This window comes from Streptosporangium sp. NPDC023825, assembly GCF_040639575.1.
Classification (GTDB): domain Bacteria; phylum Actinomycetota; class Actinomycetes; order Streptosporangiales; family Streptosporangiaceae; genus Streptosporangium.
The window spans coordinates 262,215-283,273 of the sequence record NZ_JBFAAE010000004.1 but is presented as its reverse complement, the minus strand read 5'-3'; the positions used below and the strand labels follow the sequence as shown (position 1 = coordinate 283,273).

The 21,059-nt window shown below is 64.0% G+C and carries 28 protein-coding genes, 1 tRNA gene and 1 pseudogene; 14 read left to right on the top strand and 16 right to left on the bottom strand.

Going from position 1 to position 21,059, the window contains the following annotated elements; translation table 11 throughout:
* Positions 1 to 2: 2 nt before the first annotated feature.
* Positions 3 to 452 carry a hypothetical protein gene (locus AB0G15_RS06150; protein WP_362835863.1) on the bottom strand — a complete coding sequence of 150 codons (450 nt, stop codon included), beginning with the start codon at positions 450 to 452 and terminating at the stop codon, positions 3 to 5.
* Positions 453 to 493: 41 nt separating this feature from the next.
* Here AB0G15_RS06150 and AB0G15_RS06145 point away from each other — a divergent pair, with 41 nt between their 5' ends.
* Positions 494 to 937, top strand: coding sequence for a hypothetical protein (locus AB0G15_RS06145; RefSeq protein ID WP_362835861.1), 444 nt, complete (start codon positions 494 to 496; stop codon positions 935 to 937).
* Positions 938 to 1,186: 249 nt separating this feature from the next.
* On the opposite strand, the pseudogene AB0G15_RS06140 reads toward AB0G15_RS06145, so the two are convergent.
* A pseudogene (locus AB0G15_RS06140) lies at positions 1,187 to 1,332 on the bottom strand (transposase); the annotation flags it as partial.
* A 114-nt stretch (positions 1,333 to 1,446) separates the two neighbouring features.
* Between AB0G15_RS06140 and AB0G15_RS06135 the strand changes: the two are divergent.
* The gene (locus AB0G15_RS06135; RefSeq protein WP_362835859.1) at positions 1,447 to 2,118 is read left to right on the top strand and encodes a hypothetical protein; all 672 of its coding nucleotides are present in this window, start codon (positions 1,447 to 1,449) and stop codon (positions 2,116 to 2,118) included.
* 82 nt (positions 2,119 to 2,200) lie between these two features.
* Here AB0G15_RS06135 and AB0G15_RS06130 read toward each other — a convergent pair whose 3' ends face one another.
* On the bottom strand, positions 2,201 to 2,362 hold the full coding sequence (locus AB0G15_RS06130) for a hypothetical protein (RefSeq protein ID WP_362835857.1): 162 nt from the start codon (positions 2,360 to 2,362) through the stop codon (positions 2,201 to 2,203).
* Between the two features lie 95 nt (positions 2,363 to 2,457).
* Between AB0G15_RS06130 and AB0G15_RS06125 the strand changes: the two genes are divergently transcribed.
* Entirely contained in the window at positions 2,458 to 2,754 is a 297-nt protein-coding gene (locus AB0G15_RS06125; protein WP_362835855.1) for a hypothetical protein, read from the top strand.
* A gap of 153 nt (positions 2,755 to 2,907) precedes the next feature.
* Here the strand turns inward: AB0G15_RS06125 and AB0G15_RS06120 are convergent, their stop codons facing one another.
* Positions 2,908 to 3,453 carry a hypothetical protein gene (locus tag AB0G15_RS06120; protein WP_362835853.1) on the bottom strand — a complete coding sequence of 182 codons (546 nt, stop codon included), beginning with the start codon at positions 3,451 to 3,453 and terminating at the stop codon, positions 2,908 to 2,910.
* A gap of 244 nt (positions 3,454 to 3,697) precedes the next feature.
* Between AB0G15_RS06120 and AB0G15_RS06115 the strand changes: the two genes are divergently transcribed.
* From AB0G15_RS06115 to AB0G15_RS06100, 4 genes are all read left to right on the top strand, one after another.
* A complete protein-coding gene (locus tag AB0G15_RS06115; RefSeq protein WP_362835851.1) occupies positions 3,698 to 4,183 on the top strand; it encodes a transposase in 486 nt (161 codons plus the stop codon).
* Positions 4,180 to 4,386, top strand: coding sequence for a hypothetical protein (locus AB0G15_RS06110; protein WP_362835849.1), 207 nt, complete (start codon positions 4,180 to 4,182; stop codon positions 4,384 to 4,386). Before AB0G15_RS06115 ends, AB0G15_RS06110 begins: the two co-directional genes overlap by 4 nt.
* A gap of 34 nt (positions 4,387 to 4,420) precedes the next feature.
* A complete protein-coding gene (locus AB0G15_RS06105) occupies positions 4,421 to 4,906 on the top strand; it encodes a hypothetical protein (RefSeq protein ID WP_362835847.1) in 486 nt (161 codons plus the stop codon).
* A 392-nt stretch (positions 4,907 to 5,298) separates the two neighbouring features.
* Positions 5,299 to 5,568 carry a hypothetical protein gene (locus tag AB0G15_RS06100; RefSeq protein WP_362835845.1) on the top strand — a complete coding sequence of 90 codons (270 nt, stop codon included), beginning with the start codon at positions 5,299 to 5,301 and terminating at the stop codon, positions 5,566 to 5,568.
* A 76-nt stretch (positions 5,569 to 5,644) separates the two neighbouring features.
* Here AB0G15_RS06100 and AB0G15_RS06095 read toward each other — a convergent pair whose 3' ends face one another.
* The 4 genes from AB0G15_RS06095 to AB0G15_RS06080 all read right to left on the bottom strand — a co-directional run bounded on the left by AB0G15_RS06095 (position 5,645) and on the right by AB0G15_RS06080 (position 8,724).
* Positions 5,645 to 7,000: an IS256 family transposase gene (locus AB0G15_RS06095; protein WP_362835843.1), complete on the bottom strand. Its 1,356-nt coding sequence runs from the start codon at positions 6,998 to 7,000 to the stop codon at positions 5,645 to 5,647.
* Positions 7,001 to 7,066: 66 nt separating this feature from the next.
* On the bottom strand, positions 7,067 to 7,333 hold the full coding sequence (locus AB0G15_RS06090; RefSeq protein WP_362835841.1) for a hypothetical protein: 267 nt from the start codon (positions 7,331 to 7,333) through the stop codon (positions 7,067 to 7,069).
* A 504-nt stretch (positions 7,334 to 7,837) separates the two neighbouring features.
* Positions 7,838 to 8,248: a PASTA domain-containing protein gene (locus AB0G15_RS06085; RefSeq protein WP_362835839.1), complete on the bottom strand. Its 411-nt coding sequence runs from the start codon at positions 8,246 to 8,248 to the stop codon at positions 7,838 to 7,840.
* A gap of 137 nt (positions 8,249 to 8,385) precedes the next feature.
* Positions 8,386 to 8,724 carry a glyoxalase/bleomycin resistance/dioxygenase family protein gene (locus AB0G15_RS06080; protein ID WP_362835837.1) on the bottom strand — a complete coding sequence of 113 codons (339 nt, stop codon included), beginning with the start codon at positions 8,722 to 8,724 and terminating at the stop codon, positions 8,386 to 8,388.
* Positions 8,725 to 9,077: 353 nt separating this feature from the next.
* Here AB0G15_RS06080 and AB0G15_RS06075 point away from each other — a divergent pair, with 353 nt between their 5' ends.
* Positions 9,078 to 9,704: a hypothetical protein gene (locus AB0G15_RS06075; RefSeq protein WP_362835835.1), complete on the top strand. Its 627-nt coding sequence runs from the start codon at positions 9,078 to 9,080 to the stop codon at positions 9,702 to 9,704.
* An 83-nt stretch (positions 9,705 to 9,787) separates the two neighbouring features.
* Here the strand turns inward: AB0G15_RS06075 and AB0G15_RS06070 are convergent, their stop codons facing one another.
* A complete protein-coding gene (locus tag AB0G15_RS06070) occupies positions 9,788 to 10,321 on the bottom strand; it encodes a hypothetical protein (protein ID WP_362835833.1) in 534 nt (177 codons plus the stop codon).
* Between the two features lie 98 nt (positions 10,322 to 10,419).
* Between AB0G15_RS06070 and AB0G15_RS06065 the strand changes: the two genes are divergently transcribed.
* The 6 genes from AB0G15_RS06065 to AB0G15_RS06040 all read left to right on the top strand — a co-directional run bounded on the left by AB0G15_RS06065 (position 10,420) and on the right by AB0G15_RS06040 (position 15,776).
* Positions 10,420 to 10,977 (top strand): hypothetical protein, encoded by a 558-nt coding sequence (locus tag AB0G15_RS06065; protein WP_362835831.1) that lies wholly within the window; start codon positions 10,420 to 10,422, stop codon positions 10,975 to 10,977.
* A 232-nt stretch (positions 10,978 to 11,209) separates the two neighbouring features.
* Positions 11,210 to 11,416 (top strand): helix-turn-helix domain-containing protein, encoded by a 207-nt coding sequence (locus AB0G15_RS06060; protein WP_362835829.1) that lies wholly within the window; start codon positions 11,210 to 11,212, stop codon positions 11,414 to 11,416.
* The gene (locus tag AB0G15_RS06055; RefSeq protein ID WP_362835827.1) at positions 11,413 to 12,555 is read left to right on the top strand and encodes a site-specific integrase; all 1,143 of its coding nucleotides are present in this window, start codon (positions 11,413 to 11,415) and stop codon (positions 12,553 to 12,555) included. The genes AB0G15_RS06060 and AB0G15_RS06055 overlap by 4 nt, the downstream gene beginning before the upstream one ends.
* 304 nt (positions 12,556 to 12,859) lie before the next feature.
* Positions 12,860 to 14,548 (top strand): site-specific integrase, encoded by a 1,689-nt coding sequence (locus AB0G15_RS06050; protein ID WP_362835825.1) that lies wholly within the window; start codon positions 12,860 to 12,862, stop codon positions 14,546 to 14,548.
* Positions 14,549 to 14,636: 88 nt separating this feature from the next.
* Positions 14,637 to 14,710: transfer RNA gene (locus AB0G15_RS06045), tRNA-Pro, on the top strand.
* Between the two features lie 58 nt (positions 14,711 to 14,768).
* Positions 14,769 to 15,776, top strand: a complete 1,008-nt coding sequence (locus tag AB0G15_RS06040; protein WP_362835822.1) for a group I intron-associated PD-(D/E)XK endonuclease — start codon at positions 14,769 to 14,771, stop codon at positions 15,774 to 15,776.
* Positions 15,777 to 15,818: 42 nt separating this feature from the next.
* Here AB0G15_RS06040 and AB0G15_RS06035 read toward each other — a convergent pair whose 3' ends face one another.
* From AB0G15_RS06035 to AB0G15_RS06005, 7 genes are all read right to left on the bottom strand, one after another.
* A complete protein-coding gene (locus AB0G15_RS06035; RefSeq protein WP_362835820.1) occupies positions 15,819 to 16,025 on the bottom strand; it encodes a helix-turn-helix domain-containing protein in 207 nt (68 codons plus the stop codon).
* A 45-nt stretch (positions 16,026 to 16,070) separates the two neighbouring features.
* Entirely contained in the window at positions 16,071 to 16,328 is a 258-nt protein-coding gene (locus AB0G15_RS06030) for a hypothetical protein (RefSeq protein ID WP_362835818.1), read from the bottom strand.
* A 440-nt stretch (positions 16,329 to 16,768) separates the two neighbouring features.
* Positions 16,769 to 17,323, bottom strand: coding sequence for a KTSC domain-containing protein (locus tag AB0G15_RS06025; RefSeq protein WP_362835816.1), 555 nt, complete (start codon positions 17,321 to 17,323; stop codon positions 16,769 to 16,771).
* 285 nt (positions 17,324 to 17,608) lie between these two features.
* Positions 17,609 to 18,055 carry an Ig domain-containing protein gene (locus tag AB0G15_RS06020; protein ID WP_362835814.1) on the bottom strand — a complete coding sequence of 149 codons (447 nt, stop codon included), beginning with the start codon at positions 18,053 to 18,055 and terminating at the stop codon, positions 17,609 to 17,611.
* 355 nt (positions 18,056 to 18,410) lie between these two features.
* Complete coding sequence (locus AB0G15_RS06015; RefSeq protein ID WP_362835812.1) at positions 18,411 to 18,683, bottom strand: hypothetical protein; 273 nt, start codon at positions 18,681 to 18,683, stop codon at positions 18,411 to 18,413.
* A gap of 607 nt (positions 18,684 to 19,290) precedes the next feature.
* The gene (locus AB0G15_RS06010) at positions 19,291 to 19,920 is read right to left on the bottom strand and encodes a hypothetical protein (protein ID WP_362835810.1); all 630 of its coding nucleotides are present in this window, start codon (positions 19,918 to 19,920) and stop codon (positions 19,291 to 19,293) included.
* Between the two features lie 30 nt (positions 19,921 to 19,950).
* Positions 19,951 to 20,589, bottom strand: a complete 639-nt coding sequence (locus tag AB0G15_RS06005) for a hypothetical protein (protein WP_362835808.1) — start codon at positions 20,587 to 20,589, stop codon at positions 19,951 to 19,953.
* Positions 20,590 to 21,059 lie beyond the last annotated feature (470 nt).

Genomic DNA, 21,059 nt, shown 5'->3' with positions numbered 1-21,059 from the left:
GCTCAAGCACTTATGGGATAGCGGGTCAGCAGCTCTCGTACCTCCGGAACGTCGGCGTAGGGCTTGAGCCGTGCCAGGACCACGCGGGCGCGCTGGGTGGTGCGGTCGCTGGTGAGGTCGGCGGACATGTCCAACATGCGCGACGCCGTGTGCGCCGCTTCCTCGGGCTCGTTGGCGTCGGCGAGAGCGACGGCAAGCCACGACAGGTACAGCGCGAGTTCCCGGACATGGGTGACGTCGTAGCGCGTCAGAACCTCGGTGAGTAGAGGAACGGCGCGCAGCGGGCGGCGCAGCTCGGTGTAGGCGCGGGCCTCCATGATCTGGAGTTCGTCGGAGCTGATCCAATACAGGTACGACGGTTCTTCGGCTCCGGCCGTACTCGCCAGGGCTGCGCTCGCCTCACCCAGTGCTCTGATGGCGGGCTGGGCCTCCCCGGCGCGAGGTGCGCCCATGCGAGACGGTCCCAGGTCAGTGCGCGGATACGCGGTGAGGCGTGCCGTCCGGCCGCATCCAGTGCGGCGCGGGTCAGTGCCACGCTTTCCTGCGCGTCGCCGACGTTGGCGATCTGGTAGGCCAGGGAGCCGATGAGGTTGGCCTCCAGGGAGCCGTCTCCGGCTTCGCGGGCGGCGCTGATACCCAGTTGGTAGGTCTGGGCGGCTTGGTCGTGCCGGCCCGCGTCGCTGGCGATCCATCCGACGATCTGTGCCAGTTCGCCGATGTTGACCAGCAGCGCCCGGCCTGCCTCCTCGGTGTGCGTGCCACACCGGTAGAGCCGTACCGCCGCGTCAAGCTCACGGAAGACGGGCCGGATCAAGTCGCTTCCAGCGATGACGTCATCGGCGAGCCGCAGACCGTGAACCCGTGCCGCCAAATCCTGCACGGTGCCCATCCCGACCCGCCGGCGCTAGCGGGGCGGTCGAGGTGGAGCGGACCGTGAACGCCTCCGGTTCGGTCCCCCTCGGCGGCCGGTAATACCCGGTCGGCTCGCCCTTCGCCGGACGCCGACTGACTATCCGTCTGGAGGGCGCCGTGTTGCACCTGAGTGACGGGGCCACGCTGCTGCGCAGCCTGCCCAACCCGCTCACCGACGATCAGGCGGCCCGGCTGCGTGATGCCCGCCCCGCCGGGCCCGCACCCCAACCGGCCACCGAACCGATGCGGGTGCAGCGGCGGGTTAGACCGTGTCTCATTTGGCGAGTCTGCGGTAGCAGATGAGAGCCGCTGTGAGAAGCGATGAAGGAAGCGAAGTGATCGGCACGGTGTTCGTAGCGGCGGCGTAATCGGCGGGTGCCGGTCAGCCAGGAGGAAGGTCTGTTCCACCACCCAGCGGTGCTCGAACCAGACAGCAAACGGGGGATCAAACCCTCATCAAGGGAACAACGGGGGCCGCGCACGCGTACCTTCGTGCCGACCGTTCGACACAAACCGCGCGAAGGAGCCCTTCAGGTGACCAGCACTCTGACCTTGCAAGCACTGCGGCGACTGAGGACCGCCCCTGGCGGGCAGCTCGACTGCCGGATCAGCTTCTCCGACGGGACGGGAACTTCGCGGCCGGTCGCTTATGTGGAACGCGAGGTGCTGCCCAACGGCATATCCGCCTACCTCGCGGCCCGGAAGAGCGGAGCCCGCTCCTTCGTCCTGTGGGCGGACGAGCATCGCCAGACGCGGGTCGCCACCCTGGTCACCGTCTCCACGGGCAGCGGGCGGGCGCAGTTCAAGGTGCTCGGCCCGCACGGCGAACCGCTGGGTATGTTCACGCGCGACAAGGCGTTCAGCCAGGGACTGCGCACACGCTGGACGGTGAGCCGCGCCGGCAGCCCCGACGCGGTGGGATACAAGGGCCGGCTGTTCTGGTGGTGCGTGTGGTGGCTCTGCTCGCCCCTGCTGCCGCTCATCCTCGTGGCCGCCCTGTTCAGCGGCGGCGGCGACTTCCCGCGCGGCCCACGCCGCATCAAGTGGCGCTCCGGTGGACAGGTCCCGCTTGAGTTCAAGTCGTCCGGGGACACGCTGCGTCTGTACGCACCGGAGCTGGACTGGCGGCTCGGAGCCGCCCTCGTGGCCCTGATCCCCTCCTTCGACGGTTGGATCGGCGACCCCTGGGACAGCAGGAAGGACTGACGGGCAGGCGGCGCGCCCGTGATGCGGCGGCGGGAGGCGCGGACGGTGGATTCGGACCGCGGAGGCCGCGTGAACAGGATTTTCAGCGAAGGGCCGGCCCGGGAATCGTGCGCCGGCGGAGGGTGTCCTGCACCACGGGGTGCTCGCCGCCCCCCGTGTGCACGTGCTTCGTCAGGATGTCGGCGGTCTCCTCGCCGGGGTGGCGGTTGTCGAGAAGGTCGCGGATGTCCTCCCGCGTGAACACCTTCTCCTCCTTGCTGTCTGGATCGCCACACGCCGAACCTCTACACGTCACGGCCGACCCTGCGGGGGGCCCACGCGAGCTGGTACAAATGCGGCATGAGCGAACTCGCCGACTATCCCCCAGAGCCGAACGTGCGGCCGGCCCGGCGGGTCTACAGTCGGAGGTACCGTGTGTGGGCCCACGTGCTCCTGTGGACGCCGATCGCGATCACGGTGGTCGGTGTCGTCCTCGGACTAGGGCTGTTCGCGGCCGCTGATGCCGACTCGACGCACAGTTCGTCCGCGCTCGGCTATCTCGGCATCGTCGTGTGGGGCGGCCTCGCGATCCTGTCGCCGGTCCTGCTCGGGTCGTTCATTGCCGGGCTGGTCATGCTGATCCGCGCGCGCAGCTGAGGTCGCGGCGGGACGCGGCCCGCCTCGACATGCTCCAGGCCGGCCGCTTGGACGCCGTCGTGGCCACGACGGCGGTCGACGGTCACCGTCTCGGCGGAAATACTGCACCGATACTTCACCAGCTCGAAGAGCCGATCGGTGAAGGCGGGCAGGTCATCCTGCCCTGAGGTCCAGCCGTGGCCGGCCGTTGTGACGCAGCCGAAGCCGACGCCGGGGGTGCGAGCGCAGCACCGGGTGAAGGTTCCAGCCCTGCTCCGAGGCGACGCGCAGGGCGTAACCGGCGCCAACGCCCCGGAAGTAGTGTGCGCCGAGTTCCAGGTCACGGTGGTACTCGCGACGGTGCTGGGAGGTCTCCACGCGTCGGGTCTGCTTCTCGATGCGCCGGTCCACGCGCGCTTGGTAGTACGCCGTGTCGCCCTCCCGCACCAGCGCCACCGGGGTCACGCACCAGAGCGGGACGAACGGTATCCGGCCCAATGTGGCGTCCAGCATTCGTATCGCGCCGTTCTCGGCACGCGGCACCATGTCGACGATCAGCTGGGCCACCGGCGCTACGCAGTGGAAGCAGATCGCGAGGACGACCCACACCACCCACCACAGCGGCAGGAACACCAGGGTCAGGGGGAGAAGCAGCAGCCAGCGCAGTGCCGCCGGGCGGACGGGAAGCGGCCCCCAGGTCGGGTCGTCGTAGTCATGCACGGACGGTGTCTTCCTCTCGGGTTCGCCATCGCTCGACGGCGCGCCCGTGAGCCTACGCCGAGGGCCGACCGACCCGCACGAAGCGGCGGGCCGTGCCGGCCCCGGCATCAGCGAGGGTCCGGCCGGTGTCTCTCACCATGACCGAACACCGAGATCGGAAAGGTCGAAGAACAAGGGTCGGTATGGCGGTGACGGTCCACTGGTTCAAACCGTGTCTCGTTTGTGATCAGTCATTAGACCGGTTGTGACGACGTTCTCATGCCGGCTGGTTCCTGATGAACTGTGGGAGTTGTTCCAGCAGGTGGTCCCCCGTCGCGACACGGCCCCAGGGAGGCGGCCGGCGGCGAGCGGATGGCCGCCTGATTCTGGCGGCGATCGTGTTCGTGGCACCACCGGCTGCACCTGGCGGCAGCTCCCGCCGGTCCTTGGGGCCTCCTGGCAGACCGTGCACCGCCGCTTCACAGAGTGGAGCGGCGCGCGGGTGTGGGCCAAGCTGTACCGGATCTGCTGGACGAGCTCGGCTCGCGCGGTGTGCGAACGACTCGGTCAGCGTGCGCCCCGTGAAAGGGCGGATCTGAGAGGTCCGAATCCTGTAGATCAAGGCAAGAAGGGGGCGAAGATCCATATCATCACCGACCGAACCGGCCCTACGAACGCCGGGCCGATCACTTCGCTTCCTTCGTCGCTTCTCGCAGCGGCTCTCATCTGCTACCGCAGACTCGCCGAATGAGACACGGTCTTAGCAGCCGCGGTTGGATCGCCGTCGCTGGACAGCGCCTCGGCGTCGGCATCGGCCACGCCGCAGCGACCGTGACCGTCGAAGCAGCCGACGCCACCTTCCGCATCACCTGCGCCGGCCAGGTCATCGCCGAGGTCGCCCGCACCACCACCAAGCCCATCGCCCGGTTCAAAGTCCGCAAGCCCCAGCGTTAACAGAAGATCGCACCGGTCGGGTAGAACTGCGTTCATGGACCCGGTGAAGCTGCAACACGCTTTGGACGATGTCTTTGACCAGGCTCTGCTGCGCCATGGCTTCACGGAGTACATGCGTGACTACCAGCTCGTGATTCACGCGACCGCCGACCCGCGAAGCGGGATCGCACCGGCGACGTTGCGCTACTTGTTCCGCTACTGCGTTCAGGCCGAGTGCACCACAACCGTGCGAACCGACACGTGGCGCGAGTCCCTCGATGACCGGTTGATCACCTACGAAACCGGCGTCGACCTCGAAGGATACGTCTGGGGCGTCAACTGGCAGTTGCTTTATCCCGGGGCCACGCTCGTCGCTGACTCGCCGACCGCGCGGGACTGGGCTGCAGCCATCGGCATCGACTTCCATGAAGTCCGGATCCAGACCAACGCTCACGACCTAACCCTGATCTTCTCGGACCTGCAGATCGAAGAGCTCCCATCCGAATGGCAAGGACCGGACTACAAATTTCCGATTCAATAGGCATCGGAGAGCAACAGATCATCCAGCCGGAGTGTCACCCGCCTCCCGAGCCGGATCTGTCGCACGGGTCCTAGCCCTGACAGGTAGAAGTTGCTCTTAAACCGATAGTACGAATGACGATATATATCAGGCATGGCGCTACGCGAGCAGAGCTACCTGATCCTGCTGACCCTGCCCCAAGGGCCGCTCCACGGTTACGGAGTGATCAGAGCAGTGCGGGAGCCTGTCCGAGGAGCGGGTACGCCTTGGCGCTGGCATCCTCTACGGCGCCCTGGATCGTGAACCGCGCCGGTTTGTGTGGAGACTCTGGTGTGTCCCGGCGCGGTTCAGCCACATAGGGCGGTGACCTATTCGGATGGTCAACCAAGCCGCCCCGTCCTTTAGGAGGGACCATGGCCTTGAGCCGTCTTGCCCGCGAGCATGCGGCGGAGATCGCAAACCACGACTGGAGCGACGCCCCTTACCGGCTCGACCGCGCCGGACACCAGCGCGAGTTCGACTCGAACAAGAGCAGCGAGCAGCTCACTCCCGAGGAAGCCCGCTGTATGGAGGTCAACGTCATGTGGGTGACCACACAGGTTCTCGCGCATGCGAACTCGAACTTCAACATCGTCGAATTTGCCCGCCTGTGTGGAATCCGGGGCTCTCCTCAAGGTGGTTGAAGAACGGCCTGCGCCGTGAGGTCGCGTCCTCGGAGCGGTGTAAAAGGCTCGACGAGGTAGGTGCCGCGGGCTGATCTTAGGCGGCTGCCGTTTCGGGCGTCGAGTCGGTGGCCGGGGTGTTTGTCGGGCGGAGTCGGCTGGGCGGGGCGAGCAGGGCTCGGCGCAGGTCCTGCAGGATGCGCAGGCCCTTGGAGGTCATGGTGAAACCGCGCCAGCCGCGGGAGGCGCGGTCCAGCACCGCCCAGACCAGGGAGACACAGCTGGTCTCGCCGGGGAAGCGGCCGATGACCTTGACCCGGCGGCGGGTCTCGCCGAAGGTGCGCTCGATGAAGTTGGAGTGGCGGATGCGCTTGTGGTGCTCGAGGGGGAAGCGCAGGTAGGTCGTCAGCGAGGCGCGGTCGGCGAGCAGGCTCTTGACCGCGGCCGGATAGGAACGGCCCCAGTCCTTGGCGAAGGCGTCGATGCGCGCCTGGATGCAGGCCACCAGGTCTTGTCCAGGCTCGATGTCCTCGCCCAGCTCAGAGGTGTCGAAGATGGTCCAGAAGGCGGCCTTGACGGTGGTCTGGTCGCCGGCGCTGACCTTCGACAGGACGTTGCGGCATTTGTGAATGACGCAGCGCTGGCGCAGGGAGGCCGGGAAGACCTGCTCGGCGGCGGTGATGAGGCCGGGTGCGCCGTCGGAGATGACCAGTAGCGGCGGGCGCAGGCCGCGTTCGGCCAGGCCGGTCAGGAAGTCGTGCCAGGCGTCGGTCGACTCGGCGGCGGCCGGGGCCAGGCCCACGAAGACGGGCTTGCCGTCGGTGGTGATGCCCCAGGCGGCCAGCACCGGCTCGGCGCGCTGCCCGTCGTGCATCTTGAAGTGGCTGGCGTCGCAGAACAGATAGTCCAGTTCGACCGCCGACAGGTCGCGGCGGCACCAGGTGTCGTACTCGGCGACGATGGCCTGGCAGATGGTCGAGACCGTCGATTTGGACAGCGCCGCCTCCGGGCCGAGCGCATCGGCCAGGGCGCCTTCGACGTCGCGGACCGACAGTCCGCGCACGAAGGAGGCGATGACCAGCGTCTCCAGCGCGTTGGTGCGGGTCACGCCGGTGCCGAACAGGCGGGAGGCGAACGCCTCGGTGGTGTTGCGCAGCTTCGGGCGGGCGATGGTGACCGGACCGGTGGTGGTCTTGATGGTGGTGGGGCAGTGGCCGTTGCGGTGGCCGGGCCGTACGGCCTGCTCGCCGTCGGCAGCGGAGAGCGAGGCGGTGCGCTGGTAGCGGGTGCGGCCGAGGAAGGCGTCCACCTCGGCCTCGACGGCGGTCTGGATGATCAGGCGGGCACCCAGGCGGGCGACATCTTCGAGGATCTCGACCAGGTCGCGGTCGGTGGTGAACAGGGCGTCGATCTCGGCGCGGATGGCCTGAACGGGAGGTAGTGTGCGTGCCACGAGCGTAGGTCCTTGCGTAGTGCGAACTTTGGTCGGTTCAGCACGGCAACCTACGCTCGTTCCCTTTTACACCGCATCTCGGACGCGACGGATGTCGACCGTCTCGGCGACCCTGCCGTTGTAGTAGGGCTGGAGCAGCAGGAGTGTGCGGGTGATCAGCCCATTGCTTGGGGTGGCCAGATTGCTGAAGTAGGTGATGGCGTCGCCGCCATCAGAGGCGATCGTGCCGTGGGGTTGGTACATGGTCCACGAGCCGGCAGTTGCTGCGGACGCGGGTAGAGCGGCGACGGTCGGGGCGATGAGCACTGAGCCGAACAGGGCGACGGAAAGCAAACGTCTGAACACAAGCCCTCGCAAGGGTGGGGTGCAGGACAATGGTGAGACGGCTGCCGATGATGTCAGGTTGCAAAATGTCCACATTTGGACATTTGTATTCGCTTTTGTATGGGGAACGTCGCATTCCATGATTAAGGAAGCTCTGTCTCCCCCTCCGGGTTCATGATGATCGGATTCTTCCGGGTGTCGCCTGCCGCCCACGCCAGTGGCGCTCAGGCCGCGTCGGCGTCGAGGCGAGTCCGGGCAGAGATGAGGGCGCTCAACTCAGAATCCACGCAGCCATGCTGGCCCCGGCCGCTGATCGTTCGCAGCCGGTTCCGAGCGACCGCCCCCCGCTGGAGGCGGCCACCCCGGAGGAGAAGCCGACCCGGTCAGCCGCACGCTGACGGGCCTCACCTTGTAAGACGCCAGTGGAAGGGGAGTGGTTGCCCAGAACCCGAATCGGGCTCGGACGCGACGACGCCTCCACCCCGAAGGGCAGGGGCGAACGGCGGCGCTCGTCTACTCTCCGATCTTCTTCGCATACAAGGTGATCAGCGTGTCCACCGCCACCTTCCGCCCGGCGGCTGGCGTCTGCTTGGTCACGACCCAGTTGCGGTCGGACACCTGGAAGCGGTTCTGCCCGGTCGCATCCTTGTCGTTCAGGACGTAGAACCCGGCGGCCTGCATGGTGTCCTGACCTTCCTGCAGGTTCATGCCGACGACGTCCGGCAGCGTCTTCTTCTCCGCAGCCTCTTCCTTCTCCTCGGCGGGGGCGGATTCCTTGTCGTCCTGCTCGATCGGCTTCGGGCTCTTCTCCGCGGGTGCCGGCGCGGTGACGGTCACGACGGGCGCCGCGGTGTCTGCTCCCGCTCCGCACCCGGTGAGAGCGGCGATGGCCACGATGGTGACGGCAAGGCTGGTGATTCTCATGCGGAGTGCTCCTGGCGTGGTAGGCGGATACGTGGGGACGGTCGAGGGTGTCTGCTGGTTGGCCGGTGAATGGTGTTCTGTTGGAGCGCCAGGGCCCGACGAAGCCCTCCCCGAAGGGAGGGGTGACGCGTGATCGATTACAGATCTTGCCCGTCAGGTAAGGACATCGGCCTCTCCTGAGTGATGTACAGGTCAACGACGCGGCCGTCTGGGTCGGCGAGGATGTGCTGGCCAGGCGCAAGAGCCTGAGCGGTGGCCCCAGCCGGAATGGTGAGTCCGAGGCGCAGACTTCCGGTTGCAGGGCGGCGACTACTGGCGGGGTAGAGCTCGAACACGGTGTCGCCGAGGGCGGCGGCATAGTGTTCGGAGCCGGTGCCGTGCTGCTCCTTGGTGAAGGTGAGGCCGAGCCCGGTGTAGAAGGCGTGGCAGGCGTCGAGTTGATCGGTGTAGATGACGATCAGGCTGGCATGGATCACAGGCGTCTCCTCGACAAAGGTGGGACGTCATACCGGCAGGTCTCGATCTCCTTCATGCCCGCGGCGGGCACGGCGGCTTCCTTCGCGGCGGGTCAGTCGAGCACGCCGACAGCTGCGACGAAGGTGGTGACGACCGTCCAGGTCCTAGCAGTGCTCATCGGCGGTTTCCTTCGGCGACCTGGAGAACAGTGCGGACGATGCCGGCCCGGCGTCCTCGAACCTGGCAAGGGAGCCTGCGGAGGCTTGACCAGCGGGAAGACCTGGAGGCCCAACCTGGTCAACAGAACTGGGCAACCGGGACGCATGGGGCGGCGTCTTCTCCCGCCCATCTCCTCTGCCCCTGGAGCCTCCGTATGCGCTCTCTTCGCATTCTCGCTGCCCTCACTGCGCTGGCGTCCACCGCTCTACTCGCACCACCCGCCCAGGCCGCAGCAACCGCGCAGACGTCGGTTGCGACGACCTACCGCGGAGAAGGTGATCAGGTCCTGCGGATCCGAGCAACGACGAAACCAGGCATCGTGAAGATCAGTCACAACGGCGAAGGCCACTTCGCGGTGTGGACACTCAAACCGTCCGGAACCGAAGAGGACCTTCTGGCCAACGTGGTTGGCGACCACAAGGGAACAACGGCGTTCAATACCAGCTCATCCGACAAGACCGCCGCGTTCAGCATCACAGCCGACGGCACTTGGACCCTGCAGGTACTGCCCCTGACGAAGGCGCGCTCTTGGTCGATCACCAGCCGCGGCACCGGAGATGACGTCCTTCGGTTGAGCAGCAACAGCCGCGGCCTGCACCGTCTGAAGATCCGTCACAGCGGCGACGGCCACTTCGCAGTGTGGACACTGGACGTGGACGGCCCAACCCGCAACCTGCTGGTGAACAAGGTCGGAACCTATGCCGGCACCATGTCGCTGCCTCCGGGCACCCGGTATGCGTCGATCAAGGCAAACGGCACCTGGTCAATCGTCCGCAGCTAAAGCAGGAATGTCGGACCCCCCAAAAAAAGGAAAGGGAAAAAGGCCCCGAGCGCATCTCTGCTCGGGGCCGATGTCAGCCGCGGTTACCGAGGTGCATCGACGCCCTCGCGGCGAACATGAGTCAGGTCCAGCGCCGTGGTGGTCAAAGCGGAGTGCAACGCGTCGATACCGGTCACCGTCACCGACGCAGCGCCACTGCCGCCGGAGACCGAACCTCCGCTGGCGCCTGCGGCTGCCCCTGCGGTGTTGGCGCGGATCTTCTCCGAAACCACAGCCATCCCCATGATCCCCGCGGCTTCCTGCAGAATCCGCAAGCCGCGGGCACGTTTCCCGGAGGACAACGGAATGTACGCCTCCATCCCCGCCTCGCCGAACACGACGTCAGGGCCGGCGCGTCCGGAGATCATGTACGGGGAGCTAGCGATCATTGCCGCAGGGTTCGACCCCAGCGAGCGGATACCACCCGAGGCCATCAGCAGCGGACCGGCCGCCGCTGCTCGAATACCGCCGTCGGCCATGTACTGTCGCCCGGCCGTGCTATAGATCCCGCCATCGGCGCGCTTGCTCGCCTCGCGAAGTGCCTCCCGAAACCGTTCATCCTGAAACTCGGTCTTCACGGTGATCTTGACGGTCTTTCCTTCAGCCCATCTAGAGCACCCTTAGGATCCTGAACCGCGCCGGGGTACATCAGCTCGCCGTTCGCCGCCAGATTGTGGTGCGCAATGTCGCCGAGCATGTCACGATCTCGCGCGAGATCGAGAACAAGGCAGCCGAGATGCGGCACACGCCGTGGTCTGCGCCTGAGGTCAAGGCGTTCATCGAAGCTATCAAGGGCAACCGCATGTTCGCGGTCATGCTGCTCGCCTTGATCGCGGACCGGCCCGCGAAGGTGTGCGGGCTGCGCTGGGATGACGTGGATCTCGACGGGGCGGGCACGATCGCAATCGGCAATACGCGGACGATCGCCTATGACCGCTCTCTCGAGAGAGGGGAACGCAACAAGGCCGTAGAGAAGGGAGCCAAGTCGGACGCCGGCGAGAGGACGCTTCCCGCCCCGGCCCCGGTCAGCCGTGCGTTGCGCGCCTTCCGCGCCCTACAGGCTCAGGAGAAGCTGAAAGCCGGGGAAGGCTACGAGAGCAGCGGCTACGTCCTGGTCGACGAGCTGGGACGGCCGTGGAAGACCGACAAGCTGCGCCGGGAGGCGTACAAGCTCATGGCGGCGGGGGTGCGTAAGGTGCGGCTGTACGACGCGCGGCATGCGTGCCTGTCGTAGATGGCCAACAACGGTGTGCCCGATACCGTCTCCGACAGGACAGAGCGAAACACCGGGCGGCCGAAGCACGCGAACGGCACGGCCTTCCCGCACTGGCCGATGAGAGCACGCTCGTCCTCGGTCACTGGCGCTTCGCCGGAATGGGCTACACCCCCGGTGAGGCGATCATGGCCGAACACATCCGGCACCGCGTCTCCCAGGCCCGCGCCATCGCGGCGAAACGGGAGGACGGTTGACCGCACCCCACCCGTCCGCCGACCGGCGGCTGTATCGCGTCAGCGAAGCCATGTACCTGCTCAGCATGAGCCGCAGCGTGATCTACGAACAGATCCGCTCCGGGCGTCTGCGCTCGGTCACCCAGGGCCGGACTCGGCTGATCCCGGCCTCGGCCATCTCCGACTACGTGGCACTACTCGAACAGGAAGCGAGGGCATCATGACCACACGACGCAGCCGGGGAGACGGCGGCCTGCACTGGGACGAGACCCGCGAACGCTGGATCGCCTCGGTGACCGTCGGCTACACCCCGGCCGGAAAGCGCATCGTCAAGAAGGCCAGCGGCAAGACCAAGACCGAAGCCAAGGCCAAGCTCAAAGAGATCATCCGCGACTACGACGACGGGCTGGCGAGCGGCCCGGCCAACTACACCGTCGCCGACGCCGTGACGGGCTGGCTCACCTACGGCTTACACGGACGCGACCCGAACACCGTGGCCAACTACCGGACCCTCTGCGACAAGCACATCATCCCCGGCCTGGGCGCCCGGAAGCTGCGGGAGTTGAGCGCGGAGGACGTGGACCGGTGGCTCATAGGGAAGGCCAGGACACTCAGCGCTCGAACGGTCCGCCTCCTCCACTCGTGCCTGAACCGGGCGGTGAGGTTCGCCCAGTCCCGCGACAAGGTGAAGCGCAACGTGGTGGGCCTCTGCGAGGTCCCCGAGGGAAAGGAAGGACGGCCGTCCAAGGCACTCACCCTCGACCAGGCGGAAGCCATCCTCAAGGCCGCGAGCGACACCCGGATGTACGCCTACGTCGTGCTCTCCCTCCTCATCGGTGCCCGGACGGAAGAGTTGCGGGCGCTCATCTGGTCGGAGGTGGATCTCGACGGCAAGCCGGGCACCGACACTCCCCCGTGGATCGCCGTGTGGCGCTCCGTGCGGGAGGGCGGCGACACCAAGACCCGGAAGTCACGGAGATCTCTCGCGCTCCCTCGTCGCTGCGTCGAAGCCCTCCGGGAGCACCGGACCCAACAGGCCAAGGAGCGGGAGACGGCGGGTGCGAGGTGGACGGAGAACGATCTCGTCTTCGCCTCCCTCGTCGGCACTCCCCTGGACTCCCACAACGTACGGCGGGCGTTCCGGAAGATCGTGAAAGACGCAGGGCTGCCCGCGAAGGACTGGACGCCTCGGGAGATGCGGCACAGCTTCGTCTCGCTGCTGTCCGACTCCGGCGTACCCCTGGAGGACATCGCGCGACTCGTCGGCCACAGCGGGACCGCCGTGACGGAGGCGGTCTACCGCAAGCAGATCCGCCCGGTCCTGCTCGGCGGGGCGGAGGCGATGGATCGGATCTTCACGTGACGGGAGCCGTAGTTACTCAGTTAGTCACCCAGAACGAAGAAAGGGTGCCTCCCTTTCGGGTGACACCCTTGCCGACCAGCTAAAACCTGGTCGGGACGACAGGATTTGAACCTGCGACCCCTTGACCCCCAGTCTCACTAGACTGCCTAAGACAGTTGATAACGTGGCAAATAAGCCCAGCTCAACGGCAGTTTGAGTGGTTGACAGTGGTGTCTACTGGAGCCCCGTGTAGTGGGGTGTGACTATCCCAGCGACTATCACCGTCGATCTTGGAAATCGGCACAAACCCACGCAGGAGTCCCCCATGCCCTACGTCCAGAAGCGCAGCACGAAAGCCGGGAAAGAACGCCACACCGGCTACTACGAGACCGGCGAGCACAAGGTGACCACCCAGCACAAGCGCCAGCCCGACGGCACCACGATCACCGTCACCGTCCTCAAGCCCGTCGCCCTCTCAGCCGGCACCTACGACACCCACGACGAAGCGATCAAGGCTGCCACAGCGGCCGAGAAGAACCTCAGCCTGGACTTCGTCATCGACCCCGCCGAGCGCGCCAACACGAAGGTCCTGTCCTTCGCGAAAATCTTCCTCAGCAAGCACCGCCGGGAGATCAACACCATGGACGGCTACGAAACTTGGCTCCGGCTCTACATCGTCCCCTACCTCGGAAAGTTCAAAGTTTCCGAGGTGACACCCGAGATGTGCCAGAACTTTCTGAACCGGCTGGAAACTCGAAGCGAAAGAGAAGGCGGCCCCGTCAACCCGCCGTCCCTTCAGAAAGTTCGCGCCGTACTTTCCGCCATGTTCGGACTTGCCAGCCGCACCGGCTACTGCGCCGAAAATCCGGCCAGAGGGCTGTACGTTCCAGACTTCGTCGTCGAAGACAAGTTCGCCTGGGACGTCAGCCTGGTCAACGAGTTCATCCCGCACCTGCCCAACGTCCCCGCCCAGACCTACGCCAAGCTCCAGGTCGCCACCGGAGCCCGCCCCGAGGAGATGCGCGCCTTCCGCGTCTCCGACTTCGACTTCGACGGCAAGCGCCTGACAATCGCCCGAGTCGTCATCCGTGTCAACCGCAGGCGCAACAAGATCGCTCACCGGTTGCTCGAACTCCCCCGGACCAAGACCAAGAAGTCACGCCGTATCGACCTCGGCGACTCGGTCCTGAAGATGATCAGCGACTACATCACCCGCTACGAGCTCGGCCCCAACGATCTGTTGTTCCCCGCCCGGCTGATCGCACCACGGCTGCCACGAGTCGCCCCCCTGCGCTCGGTCGACGAACTCCAGGCCGAGTGCGCAAAGATCGAGATGAAGCCGACCACCTCCGGCATCGTCTACAAGCACGGAGAAGTCAACGCCTACGCCTACGGCGGCTGCCGGGGACCATGGTGTACCTACGTCTTCACCCGCTACAGCGCCGAGCGCAAGGCATACCGGCGCACGCACGCGGTCGAGATCGCCCAAGAGAAGGTCGACAAGATCAACTCCTCCTTGGAAGCGGCTCGTGAAGTCGTCGTCAAGAACCTCGCCAACCTCCTGAAGGCGAAGTCAGAGTCCAAGACGTTCTGGCAGACCCGACTGACCAACGCCCAGAACAAGGTCAAGGCGTTGGAAGAGAAGCTCAATGACGCGCAGGCCGAGCACGCCGCCGCCGTCCGCCAGCGTAAGAACCCCAAGGCCGCCACCGTGCACGACGAGGACACCCCGGAGATGGAGACCACCGAGTACCTCAGTCCCGAAACCTGGACCGACATCTTCAACCGAGCCCTGGAGGCCAGCGGCATCGAGCACCCGATCAAGGCCGGATCCCTGCGCCACACCCACGCCCTCATGCTGCTGATGAAGCTCAAGTGGTCCGGCATGCGCGTTGCCGAGCGTCTCGGCCACACCAAGGAAGTTCTCCTCAAGCACTACGTGATCTTCCGCGCCGGACCGAACGCCGACGTCGTCGCCGAGCTCGACGAGCTCGGCATCGACTTCGCCGCCTAGCCGGTAGAGTCGAACCCGACGGGCTCCTCCTACCGATCAGCGTTGGCACGGAGGAGCCCGTCGCCCGTGATATTGTTTCTCTGCACCACGGGGTATGGCCCAGCTTGGTAGGGCGCCTGACTGGGGGTCAGGAGGTCATCGGTTCGAATCCGGTTACCCCGACAGGACAAAGGGTCCGAGTACTGATCAAGTACTCGGACCCTTTGCTATTGTCAGCATCGTGCCAACGCTGAATAAACACACCCGACACGACGCCATGAGATGGAGTGACGAAGACCTAGCCAGCGCGATCAGCGACTCCGACAACTGGAGCTCCGTCGCGAGGCTTCTCGGCTACGCACCCACGGCGAACGAGTCCCGAAAGATCATGAAAGCCCGAGCCGAAGAGCTCCAACTGGACACCAGTCACTTCAGGTACGTCCCGCGTCCCGCTGGGGATCGAAAGTCGGTCGTTGTCCCCATCAGACCTGAGCCACCCGCGAAACCGCTGACCGCTAAGGTGCCACGGTGGACCGACGATGACCTCAAGGTCGCCGTTGCCGACTCCACGTCCTGGCGCGAGGTTGCCCGAAAGCTCGGCTACCGCACCTCCTCCGGAGGAGGTGCAACCATTCAGGCGATCAAGAACCGGGCCGAGACACTACAACTGACGAGCACCCACTTCAGCGGAAACCGGCGCTGGAGTGACGACAAGATCACCAAGGCGGTCACCGAAGGAACCAGTTGGACAGAAGTGACCGTGACGCTGGGAGTGAGGAACACCAGCGCCAACCGGAAAGCCGTCACCGTCGGCGCCGCTCGGCTCAACCTAAACCTTGATCATCTTGAAACCGCCCAGCAGCCCCAGCCAGTTGGAGAGGTCGGCCTAGAACGCCTCCGGGAGGCGGCAACGACGATCGCCTCCGCGTGGTTCACCCTTCGCGGCTACCATCCGTCACTCCCCCTTGAAGCCCGTGCCTATGACCTTCTGGTCGACATGCGCGGCAAGGTCCAGCGCGTCCAGATCAAGACCTGCATGGCGTCGTCTGGCCAAGTGGTCGTAGCGCCAGGCGGCCGGGAGGGTGTCCGGGTCGCCTACAGTGCCGAGGACGTCGACCTGTTCTTCATCTTGGACGGCGACCTCACCATCTACCTGATCCCGATTTCAGAGATCGTCGGCAAGCAGGCGATCAGCCTCGGCGGGTATCGGAGGTTCAAGGTCGGCTCGGCCAGCAGCCTCATCAACTAGCCCGACATCATGAGCCCCGACCGAATTTCGGCCGGGGCTTCGTCATACCTCGGCCAGCACCTCACCCCGCTTGAGGTAGTCGACGAGATGGTAGTGAAAGAAGAACGTTCGCCGGCCGCGCTTGAGATGGCTGATCTTCTTGGCCTGGCAAAGATCGTAGAGCCAATCCTTGTCCATGCGCAGGAACGCGGCGGCCTCTGCAACGTCGTACAGCCGGTGGTCGGGATCATCGGGGATCTGAAACTCCATACCCACCACTCTCAGACCCGCCAGGCACCACTCACGCACCGTGTATCAACTACGTGTTCGGAACCGATCCTCCAACGCCTCAGCGGCTCCGTAGAGCGTCGCCAGGCGCCGGCCGAACTCACCCACACTCGCCGCGTCCGGCTGCCCCTGAGCCGCGTCGAACGACCGCCAGGCGTCCCCCAGCAGAGCTTCGATCGCCGGGAACAGATCCGCCGTCGACAAGCGCTCGTGCCGCACCCGAGACTTGACCCACAGGGTGTCCGGCGATTCGGTCTTCGGCCGAAATCTGGCCAGCCAGCTCACAGCCCGGCCTTCCTCTCGTAGTAGCGCGACTCGGCCTTCGCCAGACACTCGCACTCGGCCCAGGACAGCTCGCAGATCGGACAGACACCATCGTCGGCCGGCGGGCAGTCACACTGGAGTGTCCGGCCGCAGGTGCGACACCAGTACGGATCCTCAGTCCGGCGCGGTGTCTCCATGACCTGCTGTAGAGCTATGAGCTCGGCCAGCGCAGGGTCATCGATCTGACCAATCCAGCGGCCAATGACGACGGCGCGGGTACTCGGCCAGAGGCGCAAGATGATCCCCCGGCCGTGTCGATAAGGGTCTTCGGTCTCTCGGGTCGGGGCGAATTCCCACAAAGGTGCGTCTTGGTTCAGTCGGAGAAACTGAACATAGAATCGCCGCCCGATTTCATGTAGTTGCGGCACAGCGTCAGCCTAATAAGAACCGGCCAAAGAGTATTAACGCCGGTTGAAGGTCTCCTGATCGTACATGTACGAATGCACGATGTGATCATTCATGTACTTGCCCACCGAATCGGCGCCGAGAATTTCCTCCCAGACATCCGGCGGAACACCGTAGTAAACGTACCTCGCGCCGTCGCGGAATTTGATCCTCAACTCACGCGCCTGGTGGTTATAGCCCATGGCCACTGTCCGGGGGCGATTCGGATCGCTGGTCTGGTCCAGCGTCGAATGCGGAACAAGGTTGGCGTCATTGCCCCAGGGCAGAGCGCGGTCACGTTGGAGCTCGACCCGCAGTCGCTCGCCCCTGGTCGGAATGAGGGTCCGGTCAGCACCAGGCGCAAGGTGACGGTACTGGCGCCGGTACTGACGCTCCAGGGGGGTGTCATAGCCGGGCCGGCCATCAGAGCCGCCGAGGACGACGTCATCGTAGGCGCTGCCGCTGCTCTGACGGCCACCACCAAGGAGCTCGGCGTCGTAAGGGGTCGCTCGGGCTCGGCCGGAATTTTGGCTGGGTACCGATCGCCGGTTAGGCCTTCGGGGGCGAGGCATCAATGCTCCAAATTGGTTCCCCACTCGTCCGGAAGGGGGCACAGACGAGTGGGGACATTGTTAAGCGGGGATAGCGACGCGAGAGTAGTAAGCCCTCATTTTCGCCTCGTCGCTGACATCGACACCAAGCTTCGCCATCTCCGCAGCAATAGGCATCTGCGAAAGGGTCACAGCGTTCAAAGTGCCGGTGTTATACGGGGTCGGCATACTGACACCGTCCTGGGAATCCCAGGCCAGGTGAGCGTCACCCTCATCAGAGGTAATAGGTTGAGGCATTTTCGATCCTTAGGGGACGACGACCAGAGAAACCGATTTGGTAGCGGTACGCCGCTGCGCATCGGTGGCCTTGACGACGAAGTTGTAGGTGCCGGCCACAGTCGGGGTACCGGCCAGTAGGCCGGCGGAACTCAGCGTGATACCGGTCGGCAGAGTGCCAGAGGCGACAGACCAGGTAACCGGAGCGGTAGCGCCGGTAATAGTCAGCTGGTGGCTATAAGCCGCTGGAATATCGCCACCAGGAGGCGCCGAAAAAGTAAGCTCCAGAGCGGGCACGACCAGACGCTTCCACGCGACAGGGTCAATTCCGGCCGCTTGCTGCGTGGCCTCAACAGGCATAGCGGAGGCTGGAATGACATTGCCGGGGGTCGGGTCATAAGGATCCGGGCAACCACTGCCGGGCCGCTGAGCGACCCAATCCTTTTGGAGATCCGGCTCATCGATAGTGATGGGCATTAGCGGCCTTTCGAAATTTAACTAGGTTAAATCCCATTATGGCCGCTAATGTCAGTTTTCTTGCTGTACGGTCCAGCCGACCGGGTACTTGATCCCAGTCTCGTCCTCATATTCGTCACATGTGCAGTACCGGCCGGGATAGTGAACACCGTCCCGGTACACACAGACGTCGATGTGGGTCATCGGAGATTCGTGATGCGGAGCTCTTTATTGATCCGCTCATAGCGCTGCGCAGCCAGACTCATAGCCCTGGCTCGGCCCGCCAACGCAGCACTACGGCTAACAGCGTCCAGCATCGCGCCTACAACGTCTCGAAAGTCATTCTCTTCCGTGATTGGGTATGTCTGAATCTGCATCAGTTACGACGACTCCTCGTTCGCGCGTTTGGGGGTTCGAGGACGTCGAGCACATCACGAAGAGCGTCAGAATTTCTATCAATCGCAGCAGTCCCAAGCGGGATCACGTTTTCGATGATGGCTCTCAGTCGAATATTTTCGTCCTGGAGCCTCTTGTAGGCTCTACCACTGACGATGATTTCAAAAATAAACGCCGCAGCGATGGAGGCAACCATCGGTCCCCAGATAGCCGGGTTAGTGATCGACAGATCAACTCCCGCCAGCTGGTCCACTGGGGCCAAAAATTTCACCAAAACCGCCGCTTCTATACAGACTTCCCTGTATAGAAGGTACCTAAACGACAGTCGATGTTATTAAGCCCAGGAACGCAAAAAGAGCACCTCCTGTTTCCTGCGCAGGAGGTGCTCTTCTTACTTACGTTGTGACCCTCGCCCCACATACGTGGGGAGCTACACCCGCGTGTGCGGGTCCGACGCCTTGGACCGAGAAACAGCGATCCATGACTCCGGTTCACCCCCGCCGAAGCGGGGAAGGCAGACCAACTGTGTTAGTTGTCGGTGCACCCCCACGCACGTGGGGAAAACACAGCTATACCCGCCTACGATGGCGCATCCCCGCTTCTGCGGGGCCAAGCTCTGCAACTACCTGTGTCTTCGAACCATCCCCGCAGAAGCGGGGCCAACTATTTCCTGCAAGACACGGCCATGGTGCATCCCCGCCGGAGCGGGGACTACGGGACCGCCCGGATTACTGCGGCCAGCTTACACTGGAACCTTCAATAAAATGGGCCCTGATATCGAAGGTGACGCCCGGCAATGAGACCGGGCGGTCCCAGTGCTACCCGCCGAACCCCGGGCTCGGATGGCAACGACAGCTAGGCTACGGCATTGCCGGCGAAGCTGTCATCGATTCCCGCAGAATCTGCTCAATCTCTGCCTCCGGCCCCACCCAACCAGGCGGCTTCTTGATCTTTCCGTCCTTCCGACGGTGGATCTCTCCGTCTTCCCACCGTTTGTCCATATTCGACCGATGTACGGCTTCGAAGACCCTATGGACCGGAATGCCCATCTCGGCAGCTACGGCGTCGACCGCGAAGACCAAGTTGGTGAGGTCGCCTTGAAGCATGAATAGCCGGAAGTCTTCCCGTATACCGCCGGGTACAGACCTACTCAAAGCATTCAGAGAGTCGAGCGCGTACTGAGTCGTCTTACCGGTGAGATCCCACCCGGTTTCTGGCGTATCGTCCAGGATGGGCAAATCAAGTACATGGGCCGCGTAGTAGCTCACGTACTTGAGGTCCGCCAGCTCCTTGGCGAGGTGGGCTGCTGCTGCCCACCAGCTATCTGAGTCGAATTCTGCGGCTTGGAATTTTTCGAGCGCGTCGATGACTTCGTGTCGCTCTTCATCGATCAGATCATGGCAGCGCTTGAAGGTGATAAGCCGGTTTTCCGCATCAAGCGGAGGCACCTCGTAGAGGGAGCAGAATTCGGCGAGAGCTTGTGATGACACTGTTCTCCTGCTTGCTTTTGTGCATACCCCTTAGACTGTAGTCTCCGAAGAGTTGAGTCCTAGCAACTCCGCAAACTCGTCATCGAGGATTTTGCTTGAGGCGAATTCCGGGGGGCGCGGAATTCCCTTGACTATCTTTCCTGCGTCCACCAGCTGCCAATAAGCCTTCTGTGTGGCTTTCGCTTGGCTACTACGTGCAGAGATCCTAATTTTAAGCGCTATCTCTGGCGGCACTGCTCCGTCTTTGATGCCTTGACGTAACTGGTCTCTCATTATCGCATGGTCGCCTACTGGCCTGGTTCGCTTCCTGCGTACGCGACCAGGTCTATTTTCGACAGCCTGTCTTGCCTCCCTGGTTGGGCGGTTTGACGTAGACGCTTGGTATCCTCGGAGGATATCCAGCAGAGCGAAAGAAAAGTCATTCACCACCTCACTGCTGATCGTTCCACTGATCATCAGCGAACCCGTATTGATGGTGAATGAATCGGTGGCCTTTTCCGTTAATACGGGGTAGGTAATAAGGTGTCTGTAACCGTGCAGTAGACCGATGACATCGGCGCTGAAATCGCTTATCGTCTGGCGTTTGATAGAGACGTTGATCTGAGTAGTGGCTGTCTCGATAGTGATCGGATCGACATCAACCACCTCAGACGAGGACGGCTCGGTCATGATCGTTTTCTCCGATGTGACTGGTATCCGTGACGCTCCCATGATGGTGTATCAGCCACTCTGGTGTCAAAAAAGTCCCTGAAAGCCGCGACTTTCAGGGACTTTTTGCACACGGGCACAGCGATCAGCCTGACGAGGCACAGTTCAAGGGCTCGATCGGAGGCTGACCGCACATGTCGCCATACGGAAACGGACATCTAGGCCGGTTTCGGCCGAGACCGCTCAGCGCATCTATCACATCTTACTGACCCAAAACGCTAAGTACGTATGGCCGAATCAAGCCAAGATGACGTAGTCATGTCCGGAGATGACAGCGATCAACGGAGTAGTCACTGCTTACCGGGCCGGAAACCACGAGACCCCGGCCAGCAGTGCTGGCCGGGGTCTCCCCACGCAAGAGAGCCGCACCCAATTCCCAGCAGCCTCAGGGTTTCCAGTCCGTCGTCCGCATGATGTGGCTGTCTCGCAGG